The sequence below is a fragment of the Streptomyces rishiriensis genome (assembly GCF_003112535.1).
GTDB classification, from domain to species: domain Bacteria; phylum Actinomycetota; class Actinomycetes; order Streptomycetales; family Streptomycetaceae; genus Streptomyces; species Streptomyces rishiriensis.
Genome location: NZ_BEWA01000027.1, coordinates 36,509 through 54,460 on the forward strand (window position 1 = coordinate 36,509; position 17,952 = coordinate 54,460).

10 protein-coding genes and 1 pseudogene are annotated in these 17,952 nt (G+C 67.0%); all 11 read left to right on the forward strand.

What is annotated here, in order from left to right; translation table 11 throughout:
• Positions 1-89: 89 nt before the first annotated feature.
• The 11 genes and pseudogenes from Sri02f_RS36040 (at position 90) to Sri02f_RS36105 (ending at position 17,790) form a co-directional block, all read left to right on the forward strand.
• Positions 90-1,133: a Gfo/Idh/MocA family oxidoreductase gene (locus tag Sri02f_RS36040; RefSeq protein WP_109005524.1), complete on the forward strand. Its 1,044-nt coding sequence runs from the start codon at positions 90-92 to the stop codon at positions 1,131-1,133.
• Between the two features lie 172 nt (positions 1,134-1,305).
• The gene (locus Sri02f_RS36045) at positions 1,306-2,346 is read left to right on the forward strand and encodes a LacI family DNA-binding transcriptional regulator (RefSeq protein WP_109005525.1); all 1,041 of its coding nucleotides are present in this window, start codon (positions 1,306-1,308) and stop codon (positions 2,344-2,346) included.
• 581 nt (positions 2,347-2,927) lie between these two features.
• Positions 2,928-3,661, forward strand: a pseudogene (locus Sri02f_RS44370) (IS701 family transposase); the annotation flags it as partial.
• Positions 3,662-5,146: 1,485 nt separating this feature from the next.
• Positions 5,147-7,150, forward strand: coding sequence for an ATP-dependent nuclease (locus tag Sri02f_RS36060; protein ID WP_109005526.1), 2,004 nt, complete (start codon positions 5,147-5,149; stop codon positions 7,148-7,150).
• On the forward strand, positions 7,138-8,772 hold the full coding sequence (locus Sri02f_RS36065) for a UvrD-helicase domain-containing protein (RefSeq protein ID WP_109005527.1): 1,635 nt from the start codon (positions 7,138-7,140) through the stop codon (positions 8,770-8,772). The genes Sri02f_RS36060 and Sri02f_RS36065 overlap by 13 nt, the downstream gene beginning before the upstream one ends.
• A gap of 789 nt (positions 8,773-9,561) precedes the next feature.
• Positions 9,562-10,773: an ABC-three component system protein gene (locus Sri02f_RS36075; RefSeq protein WP_109005528.1), complete on the forward strand. Its 1,212-nt coding sequence runs from the start codon at positions 9,562-9,564 to the stop codon at positions 10,771-10,773.
• On the forward strand, positions 10,770-11,261 hold the full coding sequence (locus Sri02f_RS36080) for a three component ABC system middle component (RefSeq protein ID WP_109005529.1): 492 nt from the start codon (positions 10,770-10,772) through the stop codon (positions 11,259-11,261). The genes Sri02f_RS36075 and Sri02f_RS36080 overlap by 4 nt, the downstream gene beginning before the upstream one ends.
• The gene (locus Sri02f_RS36085; RefSeq protein ID WP_109005530.1) at positions 11,258-13,213 is read left to right on the forward strand and encodes a DUF3732 domain-containing protein; all 1,956 of its coding nucleotides are present in this window, start codon (positions 11,258-11,260) and stop codon (positions 13,211-13,213) included. Before Sri02f_RS36080 ends, Sri02f_RS36085 begins: the two co-directional genes overlap by 4 nt.
• A gap of 753 nt (positions 13,214-13,966) precedes the next feature.
• Positions 13,967-14,605 (forward strand): (2Fe-2S)-binding protein, encoded by a 639-nt coding sequence (locus Sri02f_RS36095; protein ID WP_109005531.1) that lies wholly within the window; start codon positions 13,967-13,969, stop codon positions 14,603-14,605.
• 12 nt (positions 14,606-14,617) lie between these two features.
• The gene (locus tag Sri02f_RS36100; RefSeq protein ID WP_109005532.1) at positions 14,618-15,598 is read left to right on the forward strand and encodes an FAD binding domain-containing protein; all 981 of its coding nucleotides are present in this window, start codon (positions 14,618-14,620) and stop codon (positions 15,596-15,598) included.
• Entirely contained in the window at positions 15,595-17,790 is a 2,196-nt protein-coding gene (locus Sri02f_RS36105; protein ID WP_109005533.1) for a xanthine dehydrogenase family protein molybdopterin-binding subunit, read from the forward strand. The genes Sri02f_RS36100 and Sri02f_RS36105 overlap by 4 nt, the downstream gene beginning before the upstream one ends.
• Positions 17,791-17,952: the final 162 nt, after the last annotated feature.

Below are 17,952 nucleotides of genomic sequence, written 5' to 3' on the forward strand. Positions count from 1 at the left end.
GACCGCGGGACATCTGCCCCGCCCTCGCGTCCGCGCACCACGGCAGCCGCCACCACCGAAGCCACGACGTAGATCACGGAGTATGTGCCATGACCTCCCCCCAGTCCCTCGCGGTCGGCCTCATCGGCGCCGGACGCATGGGCTCCTTCCACGCCGAGACCCTGGCCCGCCGCCTCCCCGGGGTACGGCTGGCCGCCATTGCCGATCCCGCACCCGGGGCCGCGAAGGCTCTGGCCGATCGTCTCGGCTGCCCCAAGACGTACACGGAGATCGGTGACCTGCTCGACGACCCCGAGATCGAGGCGGTCGTGATCGTCACGCCCGCCCGTACCCACGCCGGACTCATCGAGGCCGCAGCACGCGCCGGCAAGTCGGTCTTCTGCGAGAAGCCGATGGCCGTCACCCTCGACGAAGCCGACCGCGCCATCAACGCCGCACATGAGGCGGGCGTGGTGCTCCAGGTGGGCTTCAACCGCCGCTTCGACGTCGGCTTCCGCGCCGCCCACGAGAAGATCACCGCCGGTGACATCGGTACCCCGCAGCTGCTGCGTTCCCTCACCCGGGACCCCAACCTGCACGACCCGTCGCGCATCCCGCCATGGACGATCTTCCTGGAGACGCTCATCCACGACTTCGACGTCCTGCGCTACCTCAACCCCGGCTCAGAGCCCGTCGAGGTCTTCGCCATGGCCGACGCCCTGGTCCGGCCCGACTTCAAGGAACACGGACTGCTCGACACGGCCGTGGTGACGATCCGCTTCGACAACGGCGCCATCGCCACGGCGGAGGCCAACTTCCAGGCGGTGTACGGCTATGACGTCCGCGGTGAGGTCAAGGGCTCGACCGGCATGCTCACCCTGGGTGACCTGCGCAGCAGCCACCTCACGTCCTACGGTGTGGCCGGCGCTGCCGCCGAGTGCGTCAGCTACGACCAGGATCTCTTCCACGCGGCCTACGTTGCCGAACTGGCCGAGTTCACCGACAGCGTCCGGGACAAGCGTGCTCCGTCGGTGACCGGCGAGGACGCTCGGGCCGCGCTGGGCATCGCCCTCGCCTCGATCGGTTCGATCGCCACGGGCGGTGCGGTCAGCGTGGGTGACGTCAGGGAGAGCCCGGTGACAGTGCGGCCGTAGCACCGAGCACACGACGCCGACTCGGCGGCGCCTTCTCCAGCCCGAGCGGCCGCCGCCAGGGTCGTACCTCTCACGTCACCGTGCCGTTGCCGAGCCCCCTCCTGAAGCAACGCCCACATGGAACGTTCTACAATCGGTCCCCAGCAGACGAGACCGACCAGGAGAGGACAGGATGCCTGCGACCCCGGCGGTCCCGGACGGGAAGCGGCCGACGCTCGCCGACCTGGCGACGCGGGCAGGCGTGTCCACCGCGCTGGCCTCCATCGTGATGCGCGGGGCGAAGGGGGCCAGCGCCGCCACCCGCGAGCGTGTCCTGGAGGCCGCGCGGGAGATCGGCTACCGCCCGGACGCCCGGGCGAGACTGCTGCGCAGCCACCGCTCCCACCTGCTCGGCGTGCAGTTCGGCCTCCAACATCCCTTCCACGCCGACCTGGTGGAGGGCATCTACGCCACCGCCGAACCAGCCGGATACCAGATCGCGCTGAGCGCCGTGACCGCCGAACGGGGTGAGCAGCGCGCCGTCGAAACCCTGCTCGACGACCGCTGCGAGGCGCTGATCCTGCTCGGCCCACAGGCCCCCGCCTCACGGCTGACGGAGCTCGCCGGGCAATTGCCGGTCGTCTCTGTGGCCCGCCACCTGCGGCCACCCGTCCCCGGCCTGGAGGTCGTACGGACCGCCGACGACAAGGGCGCCCGCCAGGCAGTCGACCACCTCGTGGCGCTGGGCCACCGTGCCATCGCCCACATCGACGGCGGCAAGGCACCCGGCGCAGCCGACCGGCGACGCGGCTACCGCACCGCCATGAGCCGCCACGGTCTCACCGAGCACATCCGCGTCGTGCCCGGGGGCCTCACCGAGGCAGAGGGCGCCGAGGCCGCCCAGGTTCTCGCCGCTTCCCAACCGCGCCCCACCGCGGTCCTCGCCTTCAACGACCGCTGCGCGACCGGTGTCCTCGATGTCTTCCTCCGCAGCGGCATTCCCGTCCCCGGCGCCATCTCCGTCGTCGGCTTCGACGACAGCCATCTGGCCCGCCTGGCCCATATCGACCTCACCACCGTCGGGCAGGACATCCCCCGCCTCGCCCACCTCGCCGTGGACCGGGCCATCGCACGCCTGGACGGTCGCGACACCGGTACCGGGGAACAGGTGGTCGCTCCACACCTCGTGGTCCGGGGGACGACGGCCCCGCCCTCTACCGCACCGGCCACCTGAGCGTCGTCTGGGTCATCCTCGCACCGCACACAGTCCCACGCGCCTCCAATACCTGAGGAATGGGGTACAACGGCGAACTCGGCGACTTTCTCCGCTCCCGTCGCCCCCTCCTCACCCCGAACACCGCCGGACTGCCACCGGGCGCGGGGCGCGCCGGGTGCCCAAGCCGTGAGGAGGTCGCGCCCCTGGCGTGTGTCACCACCCGCTACACCCGCCTGGAGCAGGGCCGCCACCCGCACCTCTCCGAAGCCGTCCCTCCGTCCCCCACGCCCTGCGTCTCGACGACGAACGCGGCTACCTCTTCGCCCTCACCCGCCCCGCGTCCCACCGCCCCGTAGCGCCGACGCACGCCCCGAGCGGAGCGGACCCGGTCCGCGGCCCGCCAGAGGCTGGAGTTCACCGCGCTTCGAGGCATTCCCGGTGACCAGGTGCGTGCTCGGCGGACGCGGCACGGAGCAAGAAGTGCCCTACACAGTCATCGCAGACACTCCCCACGTCGCCTTCCGGCTGGCCCAGTCGCACCTAGGGACTTTCGTTTGGATCATCGTGCGGACCAAAGAAAGATGCCTGCGATGTAGAGCGATTGCTATCTGCGGGGGCTGATGCTGGACGGCCGGCGCAAGTCGATCCAGCCGATGGCGCAGCGGCTGCCGGACGGGAACATGCAGGCCCTGCAGCAGTTCGTCAACCAGTCGCCGTGGCAGTGGACGCCGGTGCGGCGGCGGATCGCCGAGCGGCTGGTCCAGGTCGTCAAGCCCGAGGTGTGGGTCATCGACGACGTCGCGTTTCCCAAGTGCGGGCAGGCGTCGGTGGGGGTGGCCCGGCAGTACTGCGGGGCACTGGGGAAGCGGGCCACCTGCCAGGTCGCCGTCAGTGTGCATGCGGCCACGGATACCGCCTCCTGCCCACTGGAATGGGAATTGTTCCTACCCGAGGAACGGGCGCACGACACCCGTCGTCGCACGGCTGCGGGCGTGCCCGATGAGGTGGGGCATGTGCCCAAGCCCCGCCTGACCCTGGGGCTGCTGGAGAGGCTGGCGGGTTGGCTTCCGTCGGTGCCGGTGATTGTGGCCGACTGCGGATACGGCCGCATGTCTGCTTCCGCCTGGTCCTGGAGGAACGCGGCTGGTCCTACATCGTCGCTGTCGAGCCCAAGGAGATCGCCCGCCCGGCCGGTGCCAAGCCGGAGCTGCCGCCCTACCAGGGACGGGGCCCGCCCACGTTGCCGCGCTATCGCGAGCCGGCCCGCCCCCTGCACCAACGGATCGATGCGCACACCCGCTTCGAGGACGTCACCTGGCAAAAGGGCAGCAGGGCTCAGTCATCCACCGCCCTCGAGTCCGCGAACGGCATCTCCAAGATCCCCGCCAGAACGGCCGCTGCCGATGGTGTACGCCCACGGGCACACAGAAGTGTGACCGGGCTCGCTAGTTGGCACCAGGTCACGTTCACGACCTGCACTGATGCCAAGTAGCTTCAGTGGCCGGAGTCGCAGAATCAGCGAAATAGTTGGCACTTTGGTACAGCACAGGTTATGAGGCGTTTGTGCCCATAGCGGGGCCAGAGATCTTCGGCGGCGACAGCGGCCCGGCTGTTGGAGTGAGGGGCGCTGGTGAAGGGGAAGCCGCTCGCCGAGTCCCGCATCGTGATCGGCGCCGCCCGCACAGTCCAAGGGGACGCGTACGCGCGCAGCCGGAGAAGTGGCGCCTCACGGATATCCCCGTGGACACTGCCAACCGTCTCCAGGGCCGTGAGTTCGACATCGCCCTCGTCTGGCACCCGCTCTCCGGCCGCCAGGCCGCCTCCGCCTTCCATCTGGAGACCGGCCGCCTGTGCGTCCTGCTCTCCCGCCGCTCTTTCGCCTGCATCGTCGTGGACCGCACCGGCATCACAGACCTCTTGGACCGGCATCCCCGCAGCAGCCCGGTCTACCTCGACGTGCCTCCGAAGCCTGAGCGGTGGTGCGGCGTCACCAAGGACGAGCCCTTTCTCCGGTTTCAATACCGACTCCCCCTTCAGCAGGGAACTCGTCTTCGACGACGCTCTCGTCCGCGAGATCTCCGAACACCAACTGCGCCGCCTGGCACGCGCCGACATCGCCTCCGCCACAACCGAGGCGGTCAATATCTACGCCGACGCCGCCCGGTCGCTGGCCGAGACGGGGCGCTGCCGGGTCGTGATCTGTGCCCGCCCCGAGGAACTCAACGACCGTGAAGACCACCCACCGTCATCGGAAAGCCCGGCCGAACACGACGAAGAGCAAATTGAGCGCAACGGCAGAGGGGACTTTCATGATCTGCTCAAAGGAGCCGCGCTCACGCTGTCAGCGCCACTGCAACTGATGCGCAAGGAGACGTGGACCGGGATCCCGGCCAGGAGCAGCGGGCAAGCCGTCCGGCCTCTGCAGGACGAGGCCACCAGAGCCTGGAATGTCCACACTGCCCTGTATTACAAAGCCGGCGGGACACCCTGCGCATGCCACGTCACAGCTCCGACCGGGCCACCTGCTACTGCTTGCGAGTGGGGCAAGTCTCCCTCGCTGCTGTCGATTGTGGGTGACCTGGGGCCGGTCTCCACGGCAACGCGTCGCACAGGGCTGCGCCTGCGGTCCAAGCAGCAGTTGACCCACCCAGAACATCGACCGAACCCGACCGAAACAGACGCAATCTGACGCACCATTGACCACTTTGAGCCAAGTAGCCGCCCCCGTCCCTTCGGTGCCAGATACTGCATTGACTCACGGTGGCCTAAGGCATGTGCCGCTTCGTGAGCCGGGGGTGGGACCGATGTCGGGAGTGCGATGCAGCTGACCCATGCCAAGGTGATCAATTTCCGCGCTCTGGACAAGGCGGATGTGCGGATTGATCAGAAGACCACGCTCATCGTGGGACGCAACAACAGCGGCAAGACATCGTTCGTCAACCTTTTCGAGAAGTTCTTCGGCGACGACGACACTCAGTTCATGCTGGAGGATTTCTCCACCTGCCGCATCGCCGACATCGAGCAGGCGCTTCAGATCTTCGGCGAGGCGAACGGGCACGCGGCGCAGGGCGATCAGGAGACGCGTGAGAGCCTGCTGGCCAAGGCATACGAGCTCGTGCCGTCCATCCGGCTGGGACTCACGATCGAGTATGACGAGGACGATGACCTCGCCCCGTTGACGGACGTGATCCTGGACCTCGACGACTCCTGCTTCACGGTCCAGATCGAAGCCGCCCTGGAGGCGGCACGGCCGCACGACTTCCTCAAGGACTTCTGGACAGCGAGCCAGAGGCAGAAGTTCGACCCCATCAAGTGGCTACGCAAGAATTTCACGGAGCACTTCGCCCCCATTTATCGAGCGGTAAGCCCGGTCGACGAGAAGGTGACGAAGGGGATCACGCGCACTGCCGCACAGGCGATCGTCTCCGTCAAGTTCGTCTACGCGCAGACTAAGGTCGACGACACCCCTGGCGACAAGGCCCGCACGCTGTCCAAGACGTTCGAGACCTATTACAAGGTCAAGAGCGGAGCCGAGGGCCGTCACCAGAGTATCGAGCAGATCGAGGACGCCCTGACGGCCGCATCGCTGGAACTCGACACCAGCTACGAATCGCTGTTCGACCCGGTCTTCGAAGATCTGCGCAGTTTCGGGGTAGGAACCATCACGCCGGTCGAAAAGCCCCGCATCGTGTCCCTCATGGAGGGGTCGGGCATCCTCAGAGGCAGTACACGGCTCCAGTACCCGTCCGGAGATGACGGCTTCCACCTTCCCGAGGGCCACAACGGGCTCGGCTACAGCAAGCTGATCTTCACCATCCTGCAGGTCATCAGCTTTCACCAGGCTTACGAACGTGCTGCTCCGAAGCCGGCGCTGCAAGTGCTGTTCATCGAGGAGCCGGAAGCCCACTTGCATCCCCAGATGCAGGAGGTCTTCATCAAGAACATCCAGGACTTCATCAAGCGCAAGGCGCCGTGGAAGGTGCAGGTGGTCATCACCACGCACTCGTCCCACATCGTCGCAAGCGGCGGATTCCACACGGTGCGGTACTTCGATCGCTCCGAGCCCGACGGCAAGGTCAAGGACCTCTCCACCTTCCAGGCGAAAGTCAAGGCAACCCCGCACGGCGACGAGACACTGCGATTCCTGCGCCAGTGCATGGTCCTGCACCGGTGCGACATGTTCTTCGCCGACAAGGTAATCCTGATCGAAGGCACCGCGGAGCGGCTGCTGCTGCCCGAGATGGTCCGCCGGTGTGCCGATGGGCTCCTACACCAGTACGTGTCGGTCATCGAGGTCGGTGACGCCTACGCGGTCCGGTTCCAGGCGCTGCTGGAGTTCCTCAACGTGAAGACCCTGGTCATCACCGACATCGACTCCGTCAGTCCCCAGGATCAGAAGGCGTGCCCGCCGAGCACCGATCTGGCGGTCACCTCGAACTCCACGCTCAAGAACTGGCTCCCGGGTCAATCCAGCATCACGAAGCTCCTCGCCGCCGCTCCGGCTGACAAGGAGCATGGCCACGTGCGCGTGGCCTATCAGGTCCCGGAGAAGGAGGCGGGCGTCTGCGCGCGGAGTTTCGAGGACGCCTTCATCATCGCCAACTCAGCCGTCCTCGCCCAAGACCTCAGACATCTGGAGCTGAAGAGAGCCTTCGTGTCGGAAGTCGGGGCCGACCCCACCGCTGAGGACATCGAAGCCGCCGCGTTCGCCATCGCCAAACGGCTCTCCAAGCACAAGACCGACTTCGCCTTCGACGTCATGCTCCTGGAGGACTGGGCAGTCCCCCGCTACATCGCCGAAGGACTTCAGTGGCTCGCCTGAACACCCTCGAAGCCGTGATCGAAGAACTAGACGCCCGGCGCAGTTTTCTCGTCGAAGCAGGGGCAGGCGCCGGCAAGACGACCGACCTCGTCCGCGCTCTTCAGCACCTCCTCAGCAACCGGCGCACGGAGCTGGAAGCGAAGGGCCGGCGGATCGCCTGCATCACGTACACGAACGTCGCCAAGAAGAAGATTCTCGAACGCATCTCGGCGGATCCACTCGTCACTGTCGGCACCATCCACGAGTTCCTCTGGAGCGTCGTCCAGGACTACCCGCGTGAGCTCTGGCAGCAGATCCTCGACTACAACAAGGACCTGCGCAATCCAGAAGACCTCGATGAGGTGACCACTCCCCCGGTGATCGAGTACTCCGACCGCGGGCGGAAACTGAGCGAGGGCCGCATTTCCCACGACGATGTCATCGCTCTGTCCCTGCGGCTCGTCGCCGCCCACCCCAAGCTCATACGCATCATCACCAGCAAGTACCCCGTCATCTTCGTCGACGAGTACCAGGACACCTCGCCCAAGACAATCGAACTTCTGCTGGATTACTTGGCGGGAGCGGGCAAAGAGCCCTGCGTGATCGGCCTCTTCGGCGACTCGATGCAGAAGATCTACCGATCCGGCGTCGGCGCAGTCCGCCATGACAGGCTCACGCCCATCACCAAACTCCAGAACTACCGGTGTTCGCGCCCCGTAGTCGACGTTCTCAACAAGATGCGGCCCGAACTCCGCCAGGAGGCCTGCGGCGAGCAGCAGGAGGGCGAAGTGCACCTCTTCCTCAACACCGACGCGCCACCCGGCCCACCTCGGTTGGCTGCCGCAAGAGCCACCCTCGCGAGCAAGGGCTGGTCACCCGAGAACTCCAAGTACCTCCTGCTCACCCACCGAGGCATCGCAGGCACACTGGAATACGCCAACCTGCTGGATCAGTACCGGCAGCTCGGCAGTCACGGCCCGGACGACCTCATGGCTCGCAACGAGCCCTACATCCAGTACCTGACGCAGATCGAGGCACTGTCCACGGCGTACCACGCCAGGGACTTCGTGGAACTGACCAGCCTGTTGGCCCAGGGAAAGAGACGGATCACCCAGCACGCCGACAAGCGGATCGTCAGCGAAGCCATCCGCAAGCTCGACGCGGTGCGCACGACCGGGACCGTCGGCGACGTTCTGGACCTTATGGCCGGCAGTCCTCTGCTCACCGTGCCAGGAAAGGTGAGAGACCGCGAACGCCGCAGAACCGCCACCGGTCTCGACGAGCGACAGCAGCGGCAAGCAGACTTCTCCAACAGCCTCCGCGGCGTCCCCTACAGGGAAGTCATCAGCGTCACCCAATTCATCGACGAACTCACCCCCTTCTCCACCCAACACGGCGTCAAGGGAGATGAGTTCGAGAACGTCGTCGTTGTGATCGACGACTCCGCCTGGACCATGTACAGCATCGGCAAGATGCTGGCCGGCACCGACAAACCCGACCGTACCCAACGGTCACGCAACCTCTTCTACGTCTGCTGTTCGCGAGCCCGCCGTGGCCTGGCCGTGGTCTTCACTAACGACCTCCCGGACGGGGCAGAAACAACAGCTCGCGACTGGTTCGCTTCGGGCAACGTCCATCCATGAGCCGTACCCAGACCAGGAACCGCCCCTCGCATGCCGCTGGCATACTGCGTTCAGCTCGCTCTGACCTTCCCCCCGGCAGCGTCACCGCGCAGCCGCGTTCGGGCCGCAGAGCAGTCTCGCTCCTCGGAGAGCCGACACCGATCCGGCTTTCAGCCGAGCATCGGCTGTCCTGGTTGAACGACGGGGACGTCCTCGCGAGGTTGAGGACAAGCGCTACATCCGGCCCCCGACCCTGTACTGGCCGTGGCTGGGGGCCGTCAGCTCAACGCCATGCATCCTTTCGCGCCGCGAGCCTGCCTAATCCGTCTGGCCGCGGCACCGTTCCGGCGCACCTTTTTTGCCTACCAGCTCGCTTATGGGGTGATAGCCCGATCCGGCTGATCATCCGCCAAAGACCCCGTCCCGTGCCATACCTGCGACTTCCATGGCTGCGCCAACCCCGCCCACCTTAGGCTCGGCCCCACGCGCCGAGAACCGAGCCGAGTGGAGGCTTCGACGAGGCGATCCCCACGGTCCGCTCGCGGATACGCGCGGGGCGGCCGCCGTACGCGCGCTGTTGCACACGTCATTCGTGCCGGCCGCGATCCGGTGAATCCCCCGAGGCGATCGAGAAGCGCATCAGCTCCGCTGAGGAAGCAGGGCTCCCACTCACCCTCTGGTGACATCCGTCGCGTCGACGGTGCGATGCGCAACAGGTCACCGGTGCTTGTCAGAGGGGTGTCGGGCGATATGTGCACCGTGTAAGGATCAGTGCCACGTGCATGAGTCCGGTGAGACCTGGGAGAAGAGATGGCGGACACGACCGCTCCGTTCGAGGCATCGGCGTCCGCGGTTGGCTACGTATACCAGCTCCGCAAAGCCCTTCATTCCTGCGTCGACCAGCACGGCCGCGGGCTCGACTGGTGCATCGCCATCGAAGCCGGCGACGACGTCGAGGAAGTCGTCGAAGGCGGCAGGGTCCTGTACCAGCTCAAGCACCGGGCCGCCGGTGTCACCATGTCGGATTACAGCACGGACCTGTGGAAGACACTGCGGATCTGGGCGCACGGGATCACCAACAAGCAGCTGGACCTGGACGAGACAGACCTCTTCCTCCTGACCACCGCCGACCTGACGGCCGATTCCGCCGGCTATCTCCTGCAGCCTGTCGCCTCCGGTGTCAGGGACGAGAGCCGAGCACTCAAGGCGCTGGAGGCGGCTCGGAAGGCTTCCACCAGCAAGGACAACAAGAAGGCGTACGAGGCCTTCGACAAGCTCTCAGCTGACGAGCGGCGGGACATGCTGGCCCGAATACAGGTCATCGGCAATGCTCCGGATGTTGACGAGGTGGAGAACCTGTTGTTGGAGCGCGTGGTCTCCGCTGTGGGGCATGCCTACGCCAAGCCATTCCTGCAGCGTCTGGAGGGCTGGTTCTACCAGCGCACGATCCGGCAGCTGCGCACGGACGAGATGGATGCGATCACGGGCGACGAGTTCGACCAGATCTTCACCGATCTCCGCAATCAGTTCCGCCCGGAGAACCTGCCCATTGACGAGGACATCGCCGTCCTCGAACCCGATCCGTCGGACTACGCGAACATGACCTTCGTCCGCCAACTGGATCTCATCGACATCGGCAAGACCAGGGTCGGCATCGCGGTGCGCGACTACATCCGCGCCTTCACCCAACGCTCCCGGTGGTCGGATGACAATCTGCTGCTGCCCGGAGAGATCAGCAAGTACGAGCGCAGGCTCATCGAGGAATGGCAGGACCTCTTCGCGGAGATGGAAGACAACCTGGGAGCCGCGGCAACGGAAGCGGAGAAGCTGACGGCCGCCAAGGAGATCTACCGGTGGGCCACGCGCGAGGCACGGCCACGCATCCGCATCGGATGCGACGAGCCGTTCGTCTCCAAGGGCTCCTTCCACATCCTCGCCAACGATCTACAGGTGGGCTGGCACATCGATTTCATGACGCGGCTCATGGCCGTCCTGGAGCCGGCGGGAGCAACGCAGGCGTGAACACCCTCACTCAATTCAGCCGGGAAGAACGCGCCCTGTACAACCCGGCGTTCACCGCACTGGTCACCTGCCGCGCCGTCCAGGGCCACGAAGTCCAGTACAGCCGTCCATGCCCGATCGCGGTTGCCGTCCTGTCCGCCGTAATGGCCCTGCAGCCGGCCGTGCGTCGCACGCTGCCGAAAACCCTCAACAGCGGGCTGACCCGATGGCTGGAGGAGAACAAGGGCGTCAAAGTGACCATGTCACAGAACGCCACCGCCCTGGCCGCCGTGGTCCGCCCCGGCCTGCTCCTGGCCCTGCAGAGTGACGCCCTGCACGTCGATGAAGAGGGCCAGCTCACCGTGGCGCGGGGACGGCTCACGAAGACGATCAACGGCGCCACGGACGAAGTCCAGGCCATCCAGAAAGCGGCCCTCCTGCTGGGGCGCTGGCTCCCCAGCACGGGCAGCCTCAGTACCGTCATGACACTGCTAGGAGTCCGGCCGTGACGTTCCAGATCAGCGCCATCTCGATCTACAACGAAGACGGCCGCATCCGCACCGTCCCCTTCAAGACCGGCAAGCTCAACATCATCACCGGCGACTCGCGACGCGGGAAGAGCGCCCTGCTCAACATCGTCGACTACTGCCTGGCCAGCAAGGACTACGTCATCAAGGGCGCGGCCCTGCGCAACTTCGTCCAGGTCTTCGCCGTCACCCTGGTCAAGGACCAACAGCAGCTGTTCGTCGCACGCCCGGCTCCAGCGGGCAAGGCTGCCACCGCGACCACGATGTGCGTCGTCTCCCAAGCCCTTGACGCACCGCCGCCGCAGCGCTCCGAGCTGACCTTCTCCACCCCGCTCGACATCGCCAAGGATGTCCTGTCGGAGTTCGCCGGTATCGACCGCACGGTGCGGATCCCGGCCGTGCGCAGCGCTACCCCGATCCCGCCGTCGGTGCGCCATGCGCTCTTCTTCTGTCTGCAGAAGCAGAACGAGGTCGCCAATCCGGACCTGCTGTTCCACTCGCAGGGCGAGGAGTTCCTGCCGGCGACGATCCGGGCGATGATCCCCTACTTCCTCGGTGCCGTCGATCCCGAACAGGCGCTGCTGGAAAACCGGCTGCGTCTTCTGCGTCAGGACCTCGCGCAGATGGAGGCAGCGGTGGCTGCTGCCCGCAGCCTGTCGCCGGCGTCCGGGCAGGCACTGGCCCTGGTGACCGAAGCCGTCGAGGCAGGTCTGCTGGAACCGCTGCCTCGGGAGGACATGACGGCAGAGAGGGCGGTGGAACATCTGCGCGATGCCATCGCCGAGACCGCCCCCACGCAGACGCCTGATGCCGGAGAGGATCCGGTCGCCGCCCTCGTTGAGCAGCGCCGAGAGCTGCGTGAGCAGCACGGACGGGCTCGCGCCCGCATCGCCAACCTGAAGCGAGCAGCTCGGGAGAATGGTGAATTTCTCGAGCAAGCGGCAGAGCAGCATGCCCGCCTGGCCACGCTCAACCTCTTCACACCTGCCAACGCCCCGGACCGGGAGGCTCGTTGCCCGGTGTGCGACAGCCACCAGTCTCAGTTGAGCCAGATCGCGGAGGTCATCAACCGCGACCTCGGCCGCCTCGACGCCGACATGACCGTCATCGGCAGCGACACCCCCGAAATCAACGCCCTCATCGCAGCGGAAGAAGGCACGCTGCAGGAGATCCGCAGTGCTCTGGGCCGCAATCAGGAGCAGCTCGATACGCTGACCGCCGGACAGCGCGCTGCGCAAGGCCAGGCGGACGCCGCGCGACGAGCGGTGCTTGTCCAAGGCCGCATCAGTCTTTTCCTGGAGACGGCCGGACGCCACGTCCAAGGCCCTCAAGTCGTGGACCGGCGCGAAGAGATCAGAGCGAAGATCGCAGAATTTGAGGAGGCTATCGGAGCCGGAGCACGAGACGACCGGCTCAACAGCTTCGTCTCCCGGATCAACACGAAGATCAAGGACAAGGCCGTCGCCCTGGATCTCGAACACAAGGAGTCACCCATCCGCCTTGACCCGCGAGGGCTGACCGTCGTCGCGGACACCACCCGCGGACCGGTCCGCCTGGCCGACATGGGCGGCGGCGAGAACTGGCTCGGCTACCACGTCGCCACCCTCCTCAGCATGCACGAGTGGTTCTCCGAACAACGCAATCCCGTGCCCCGCTTCCTCATCCTCGACCAGCCGTCCCAGGTTTACTTCCCCGAAGACGCCCCGGACGGCACCGCCTTGGCCGGACCCGACAGAACCGCCTTGCTCAACCTCTACAGGACCATCCAGAACACGGTCGACGCCCTTGACGGCGACTTCCAGGTGATCGTGATGGAGCACGCGGACCTGGACGACGAGCCCTTCCGCAGCTCGGTCGAAGCACGTTGGCGGCGCAGCAACGGCCAGGCTCTCGTACCCCAGGATTGGATCACCGAAGAGATCGATGACGACTGACACTTCCGCGCCCTCTGCACGCTGTGCTCAGTCCCACCTGCCAAAGTGCGCTTCCGACTGCTGACCATGGGCCGTCACCTCTCGTAGCTGCATTCGTTCGTATCAGTGCCACACAATCAGCTCAAGGTCGTGCTCCATCAGGAAGTTCTGGAGGAAAGGCTTCCTCACCAGGATCGTGTCTGCGCGAGCGAAACGGGCTTGCTCCAGCCGAGCGGCGGGACAGGAACGCGGTCCGACTGTGACCGGCTGGGCCGGCTGGCCGCCGCGTTGGCCGAACTCCCCCGACGGGGGCCAGGTCTTCGACCGCGGCTACCTCTCGGAAGCGTCCATGGCCAAGCTCTTCACCACCAAGCCAACCGGACCCGAACCGTAGATCACCCCGCGACCGGAACCGAAACAGTTGGCGTGAATACACCATCACGCGGAACATGACCAGACGCTGGAGAAGTCAGCTAAAAACCAGCCTGTTCGGCGGACGCCTTCCGCAGAAGGTGAAGCTTTCCATCCTGGTAGGCGGTCATCCAGGCAGAGAACTCTACCCCCCACGAGACTGCCAAGTGATGGCAAACTGACGGTCATGACCAGCCCCGCTCTCAGTGAGCTGGGCGCTTTTCCCGAGGCCATGGACCGCGTCCTGCATCGCATCTGACGATCCGGCCGGATGCAAACCGGCGATGCCGACGACGCGGGTTCCGCCTCCAGGCACGCCGACGAACCAGGCCATCGACATTCCGCCGATCGGAAAGCGTACGCATGTCAACTGAACTCACCGAGTCAGCTGTTCCTCCCCCCACCGAGCACTCCGCCGCGCCGTCTCGGCGCACGTTCATCGCGACGACCACCGCGGTCGGTGGTGCCGTGGTGGCGGGCGGCCTGATGACGGGTCCGGCCGCCCTTGCCGCCGAGACCGGAGCCGCCGAGGCGCCGCCGAGCAGTCGTGTCTCGCTGACGGTCAACGGGAAGCGCCACGCCCTCACGGTCGACAACCGGACCTCGCTGCTGGACCTCCTGCGCGAACACCTGGACCTGCCCGGTTCGAAGAAGGGCTGCAACGCCGGTGCCTGCGGCGCCTGCACGGTCCTCGTCGACGGGCGACGGGTCAACTCCTGCCTGACGCTGGCGGTGCGCTTGGAGGGCGCCGAGGTCACCACCGTCGAGGGCCTGGCCGACGGCGACGGACTGCACCCGCTGCAGCAGGCGTTCATCGAGCAGGACGCCTTCCAGTGCGGCTACTGCACGCCTGGTCAGATCATGTCCGGCGTCGGCTGCATCCAGGAGGGCCACACCGGATCGGCGGACGAGATCCGGGAGTGGATGAGCGGCAACATCTGCCGCTGCGGCTGCTACGTGAAGATCGTGCGCGCGGTCGAGCAGACCGCCCACGGGAAATGAGACCCGCCTCCCATGTATCCCTTCACCTTCACCAAGGTCTCCGACACGGCCGAAGCACTCAACGCCGGTCATCGCGGCGGGCGTTACATCGCCGGGGGCACCACTCTGGTCGATCTGATGCGTGAGACGGTCGAACGTCCCGAGACGCTGGTCGACATCAGCGCGCTGCCACTGCGCGGGGTCACGGTCACCGAGCGCGGAGGCCTGCGTATCGGCGCGTTGGTGCGGATGGCGGAGGCCGCAGCCCATGCCAAGGTCCGCACCACCTACCCGGTCATCTCCGAGGCGCTGGAGCTGAGCGCCTCGGCGCAGTTGCGGAACATGGCCACCATCGGCGGGAACATCATGCAGCGCACCCGCTGTACATACTTCCGTGACGTGACCGCCGGCTGCAACAAGCGCGAGCCCGGCTCGGGCTGCGCCGCACGGGACGGCTTCAACCGCACCCACGCGATCCTCGGCACCTCCGACGCCTGCGTGGCCACCCACCCGTCCGATGTCGCCGTGGCGTTCGCGGCGCTGCAAGCGACCGTGCACGTGGTGGGGCCGGACGGCGCGCGCAGCATCCCCTTCGCCGACTTCCTGCTGCGGCCCGGCAGCACTCCAGAGCGTGAACAGGCCCTGCAGAAGGGTGAGTTGATTACCGCAGTGGAGATCCCGGCCTTTCCGCGCCCGCTGAAGTCCGGCTATCTGAAGGTGCGTGACCGGCAGTCGTACGAGTTCGCCCTGACCTCGGCGGCGGTCGCGCTGCACGTGCGCGGCGGAGTGATCCGCGAGGCGAAGGTGGCCGCCGGTGGTGTGGGCACCGTGCCCTGGAAGCTGCCCGCCGTCGAGAAACACCTCATCGGCGAGCGGCCCTCGCAGGCGCTGTGGGCTGAAGCAGCGAAGCATGCGGCGGACGGGGCCCGGCCGCTGGAGCACAACCGCTTCAAGGTCGAACTCCTGAAACGCACCGTCGAGCGCCAGCTGCGCATCGTAGGAGGTACCAAGTGAGCCCGCAGCCGCAGGCAGCCGTCGGAGCGCCGCTGACCCGGGTGGACGGCCGGCTGAAGGTGACAGGGAAGGCGACGTACGCCGCCGAACACGACATCGAAGGCGTCGTCCACGCCGTCATCGTCGACAGCACCATAGGTCGCGGACGCATCACCGGCATCGACACCCGCGCGGCCCTGGCCCAGCCCGGCGTCATCAAGGTCATCAGTCACCTCAACGCGCCCAGGCTGGTCTACCGCGGCAACCCGGAGTCGATTGATCCGCCGGGCAACAAACAGCTGCGGATATTCCAGGACGACAAGGTCCTCTTCCACGGTCAGCCGGTCGCCGTCGTGGTGGCCACCACCCTGGAGACGGCGCAACACGCGGCGAGCCTGGTGAAGGTCCGCTATGACGCCACGAAGTCGTCGACCGACATGGCCTCCGCGCCGGCCGGCGAACCCGTGAACTATGCGCGCGGCGACGCGGACAAGGCGTTCGCATCCGCCGCCGTCCGGCTGGACGTCACCTACCAGCAGCCCCGCGCCCATCACAACGCGATGGAGCCGCATGCCACCATCGCCCGCTGGGACGGCGACAAACTCACCCTGTGGGACAAGACCCAGTGGCCCGTCGGTACGCAGAAGGACGTCGCCGCCCAGTTCGGCATCCCGAACGACTCGGTGCGCATCATCGCGCCGTTCGTCGGCGGCGGGTTCGGCAGTGCCATTCGTGCCTGGCCCCACATCGCCACCGCGGCGATCGCCGCCCGTGAGACCGGCCGCCCGGTCAAGCTCGTGCTGTCCCGCAAGCAGATGTACTTCGGGACGGGTTACCGGCCCGCGTACGAGTACCGGGTGCGCCTGGGCAGCGACCGGCGCGGACGGGTGAGCGCCATGGTCCAACACCTGAAGTCCGAAACCTCGACGTACGAGAACTTCACCGAGGGCGTCCTGCACGCCGGGCAGATGGTCTACAACGCGCCCAACGTCCGCCAGGACTACCGGACGGTGCCGCTGGACGTGAACACCCCGGTGTGGATGCGCGGTCCAGGCTTCGCCACCGCCGCCTTCGCCGTCGAGTCGGCGATGGACGAACTCGCCCACAAGCTGGGCATCGACCCCATCGAGTTGCGCCTGCGCAACGAACCGGAGGAGGACCCGTCCAACGGGCTGCCGTTCTCCACCCGGCGGCTGCGCGAGTGCCTCGCCACCGGTGCCCGCGAGTTCGGCTGGAGCCGGCGCAACCCCAAGCCACGCTCCACCCGCGACGGCGACTGGCTGATCGGCACCGGCATGGCCATCGGCATCATGGACGTCCCGCGGATGCCGGCCCAGGCCCGGGTCAGGCTGGATGCCGACGGCACCGCCCTGGTCGAGGCCGCGACCAGCGACATGGGGCCGGGTACCTACACCTCCCAGGCCCAGGTCGCCGCGGACGCGCTCGGCCTGACGATGCGAAATGTGACCTTCCGGCTCGGCGACTCCACCATGCCGCCGACCCCGCCCCACGGCGGCTCGATGACCATGGCCATGGTCGGATCCGCCGTCCAGGACGGCTGCGACACCGTACGGAAGCAGGCGATCAAGCTCGCCGTCGAGGACGAGCGCTCGCCGCTGTACGGCGCCGACGCCGGCAACGTCGTAGTCCGCGGCGGACGACTGCACGTGAAGGACAACCCGGCACGCGGCGAGACCTACGGGCAGCTACTGACCCGCAACAACCGCACCCACCTCGAAGTCCTCGGGTCCTACACCCCCGGCGAGACCCGGTTCTCCATGTACAGCTACAGCGTGACGTTCGCCGAAGTCGCCGTCGACGCCCGCCTGGGGCTGGTAAGGGTGCGGCGGATGCTCGGCGTCTACGACGCGGGCCGCATCATCAGCCCCAAGCTCGCCGACAGCCAGGCCCTCGGCGGCCAGGTCGGCGGCATCGGCGCGGCGCTGCTGGAGCACACGGTCACCGACCACCGCGACGGCCGGATCGTCAACGCCGACCTCGCCAACTACATGGTCCCGGTCAACGCCGACATCCCCGACCTGCGGGCAATCTTCCTCGACGGTGGCGATGACCGGAAAGCCGACCCCATCGGCGTCAAGGGCCTGGGGGAAGTGGTCCACATCGGCGTGGCACCCGCCATCGCCAACGCGGTCTTCCACGCCACCGGCCGCCGCGTCCGCGAACTGCCCATCACCGTGGAAGCCCTGCTCTGAGCCACCCGGGTGCTCGCCCGGTCCGAGCTCCCGGCGCCCGCCCGACCGTCCGGCGGCAGACCATGCCCTGCCGCCGGACCGACAGGGCCGCCGCCGTGTCTCTCCTCCCCCGGACGACACAGCGGCGGCCCTCCTCCTCCCAAGCCGTCACCTCAACGACGT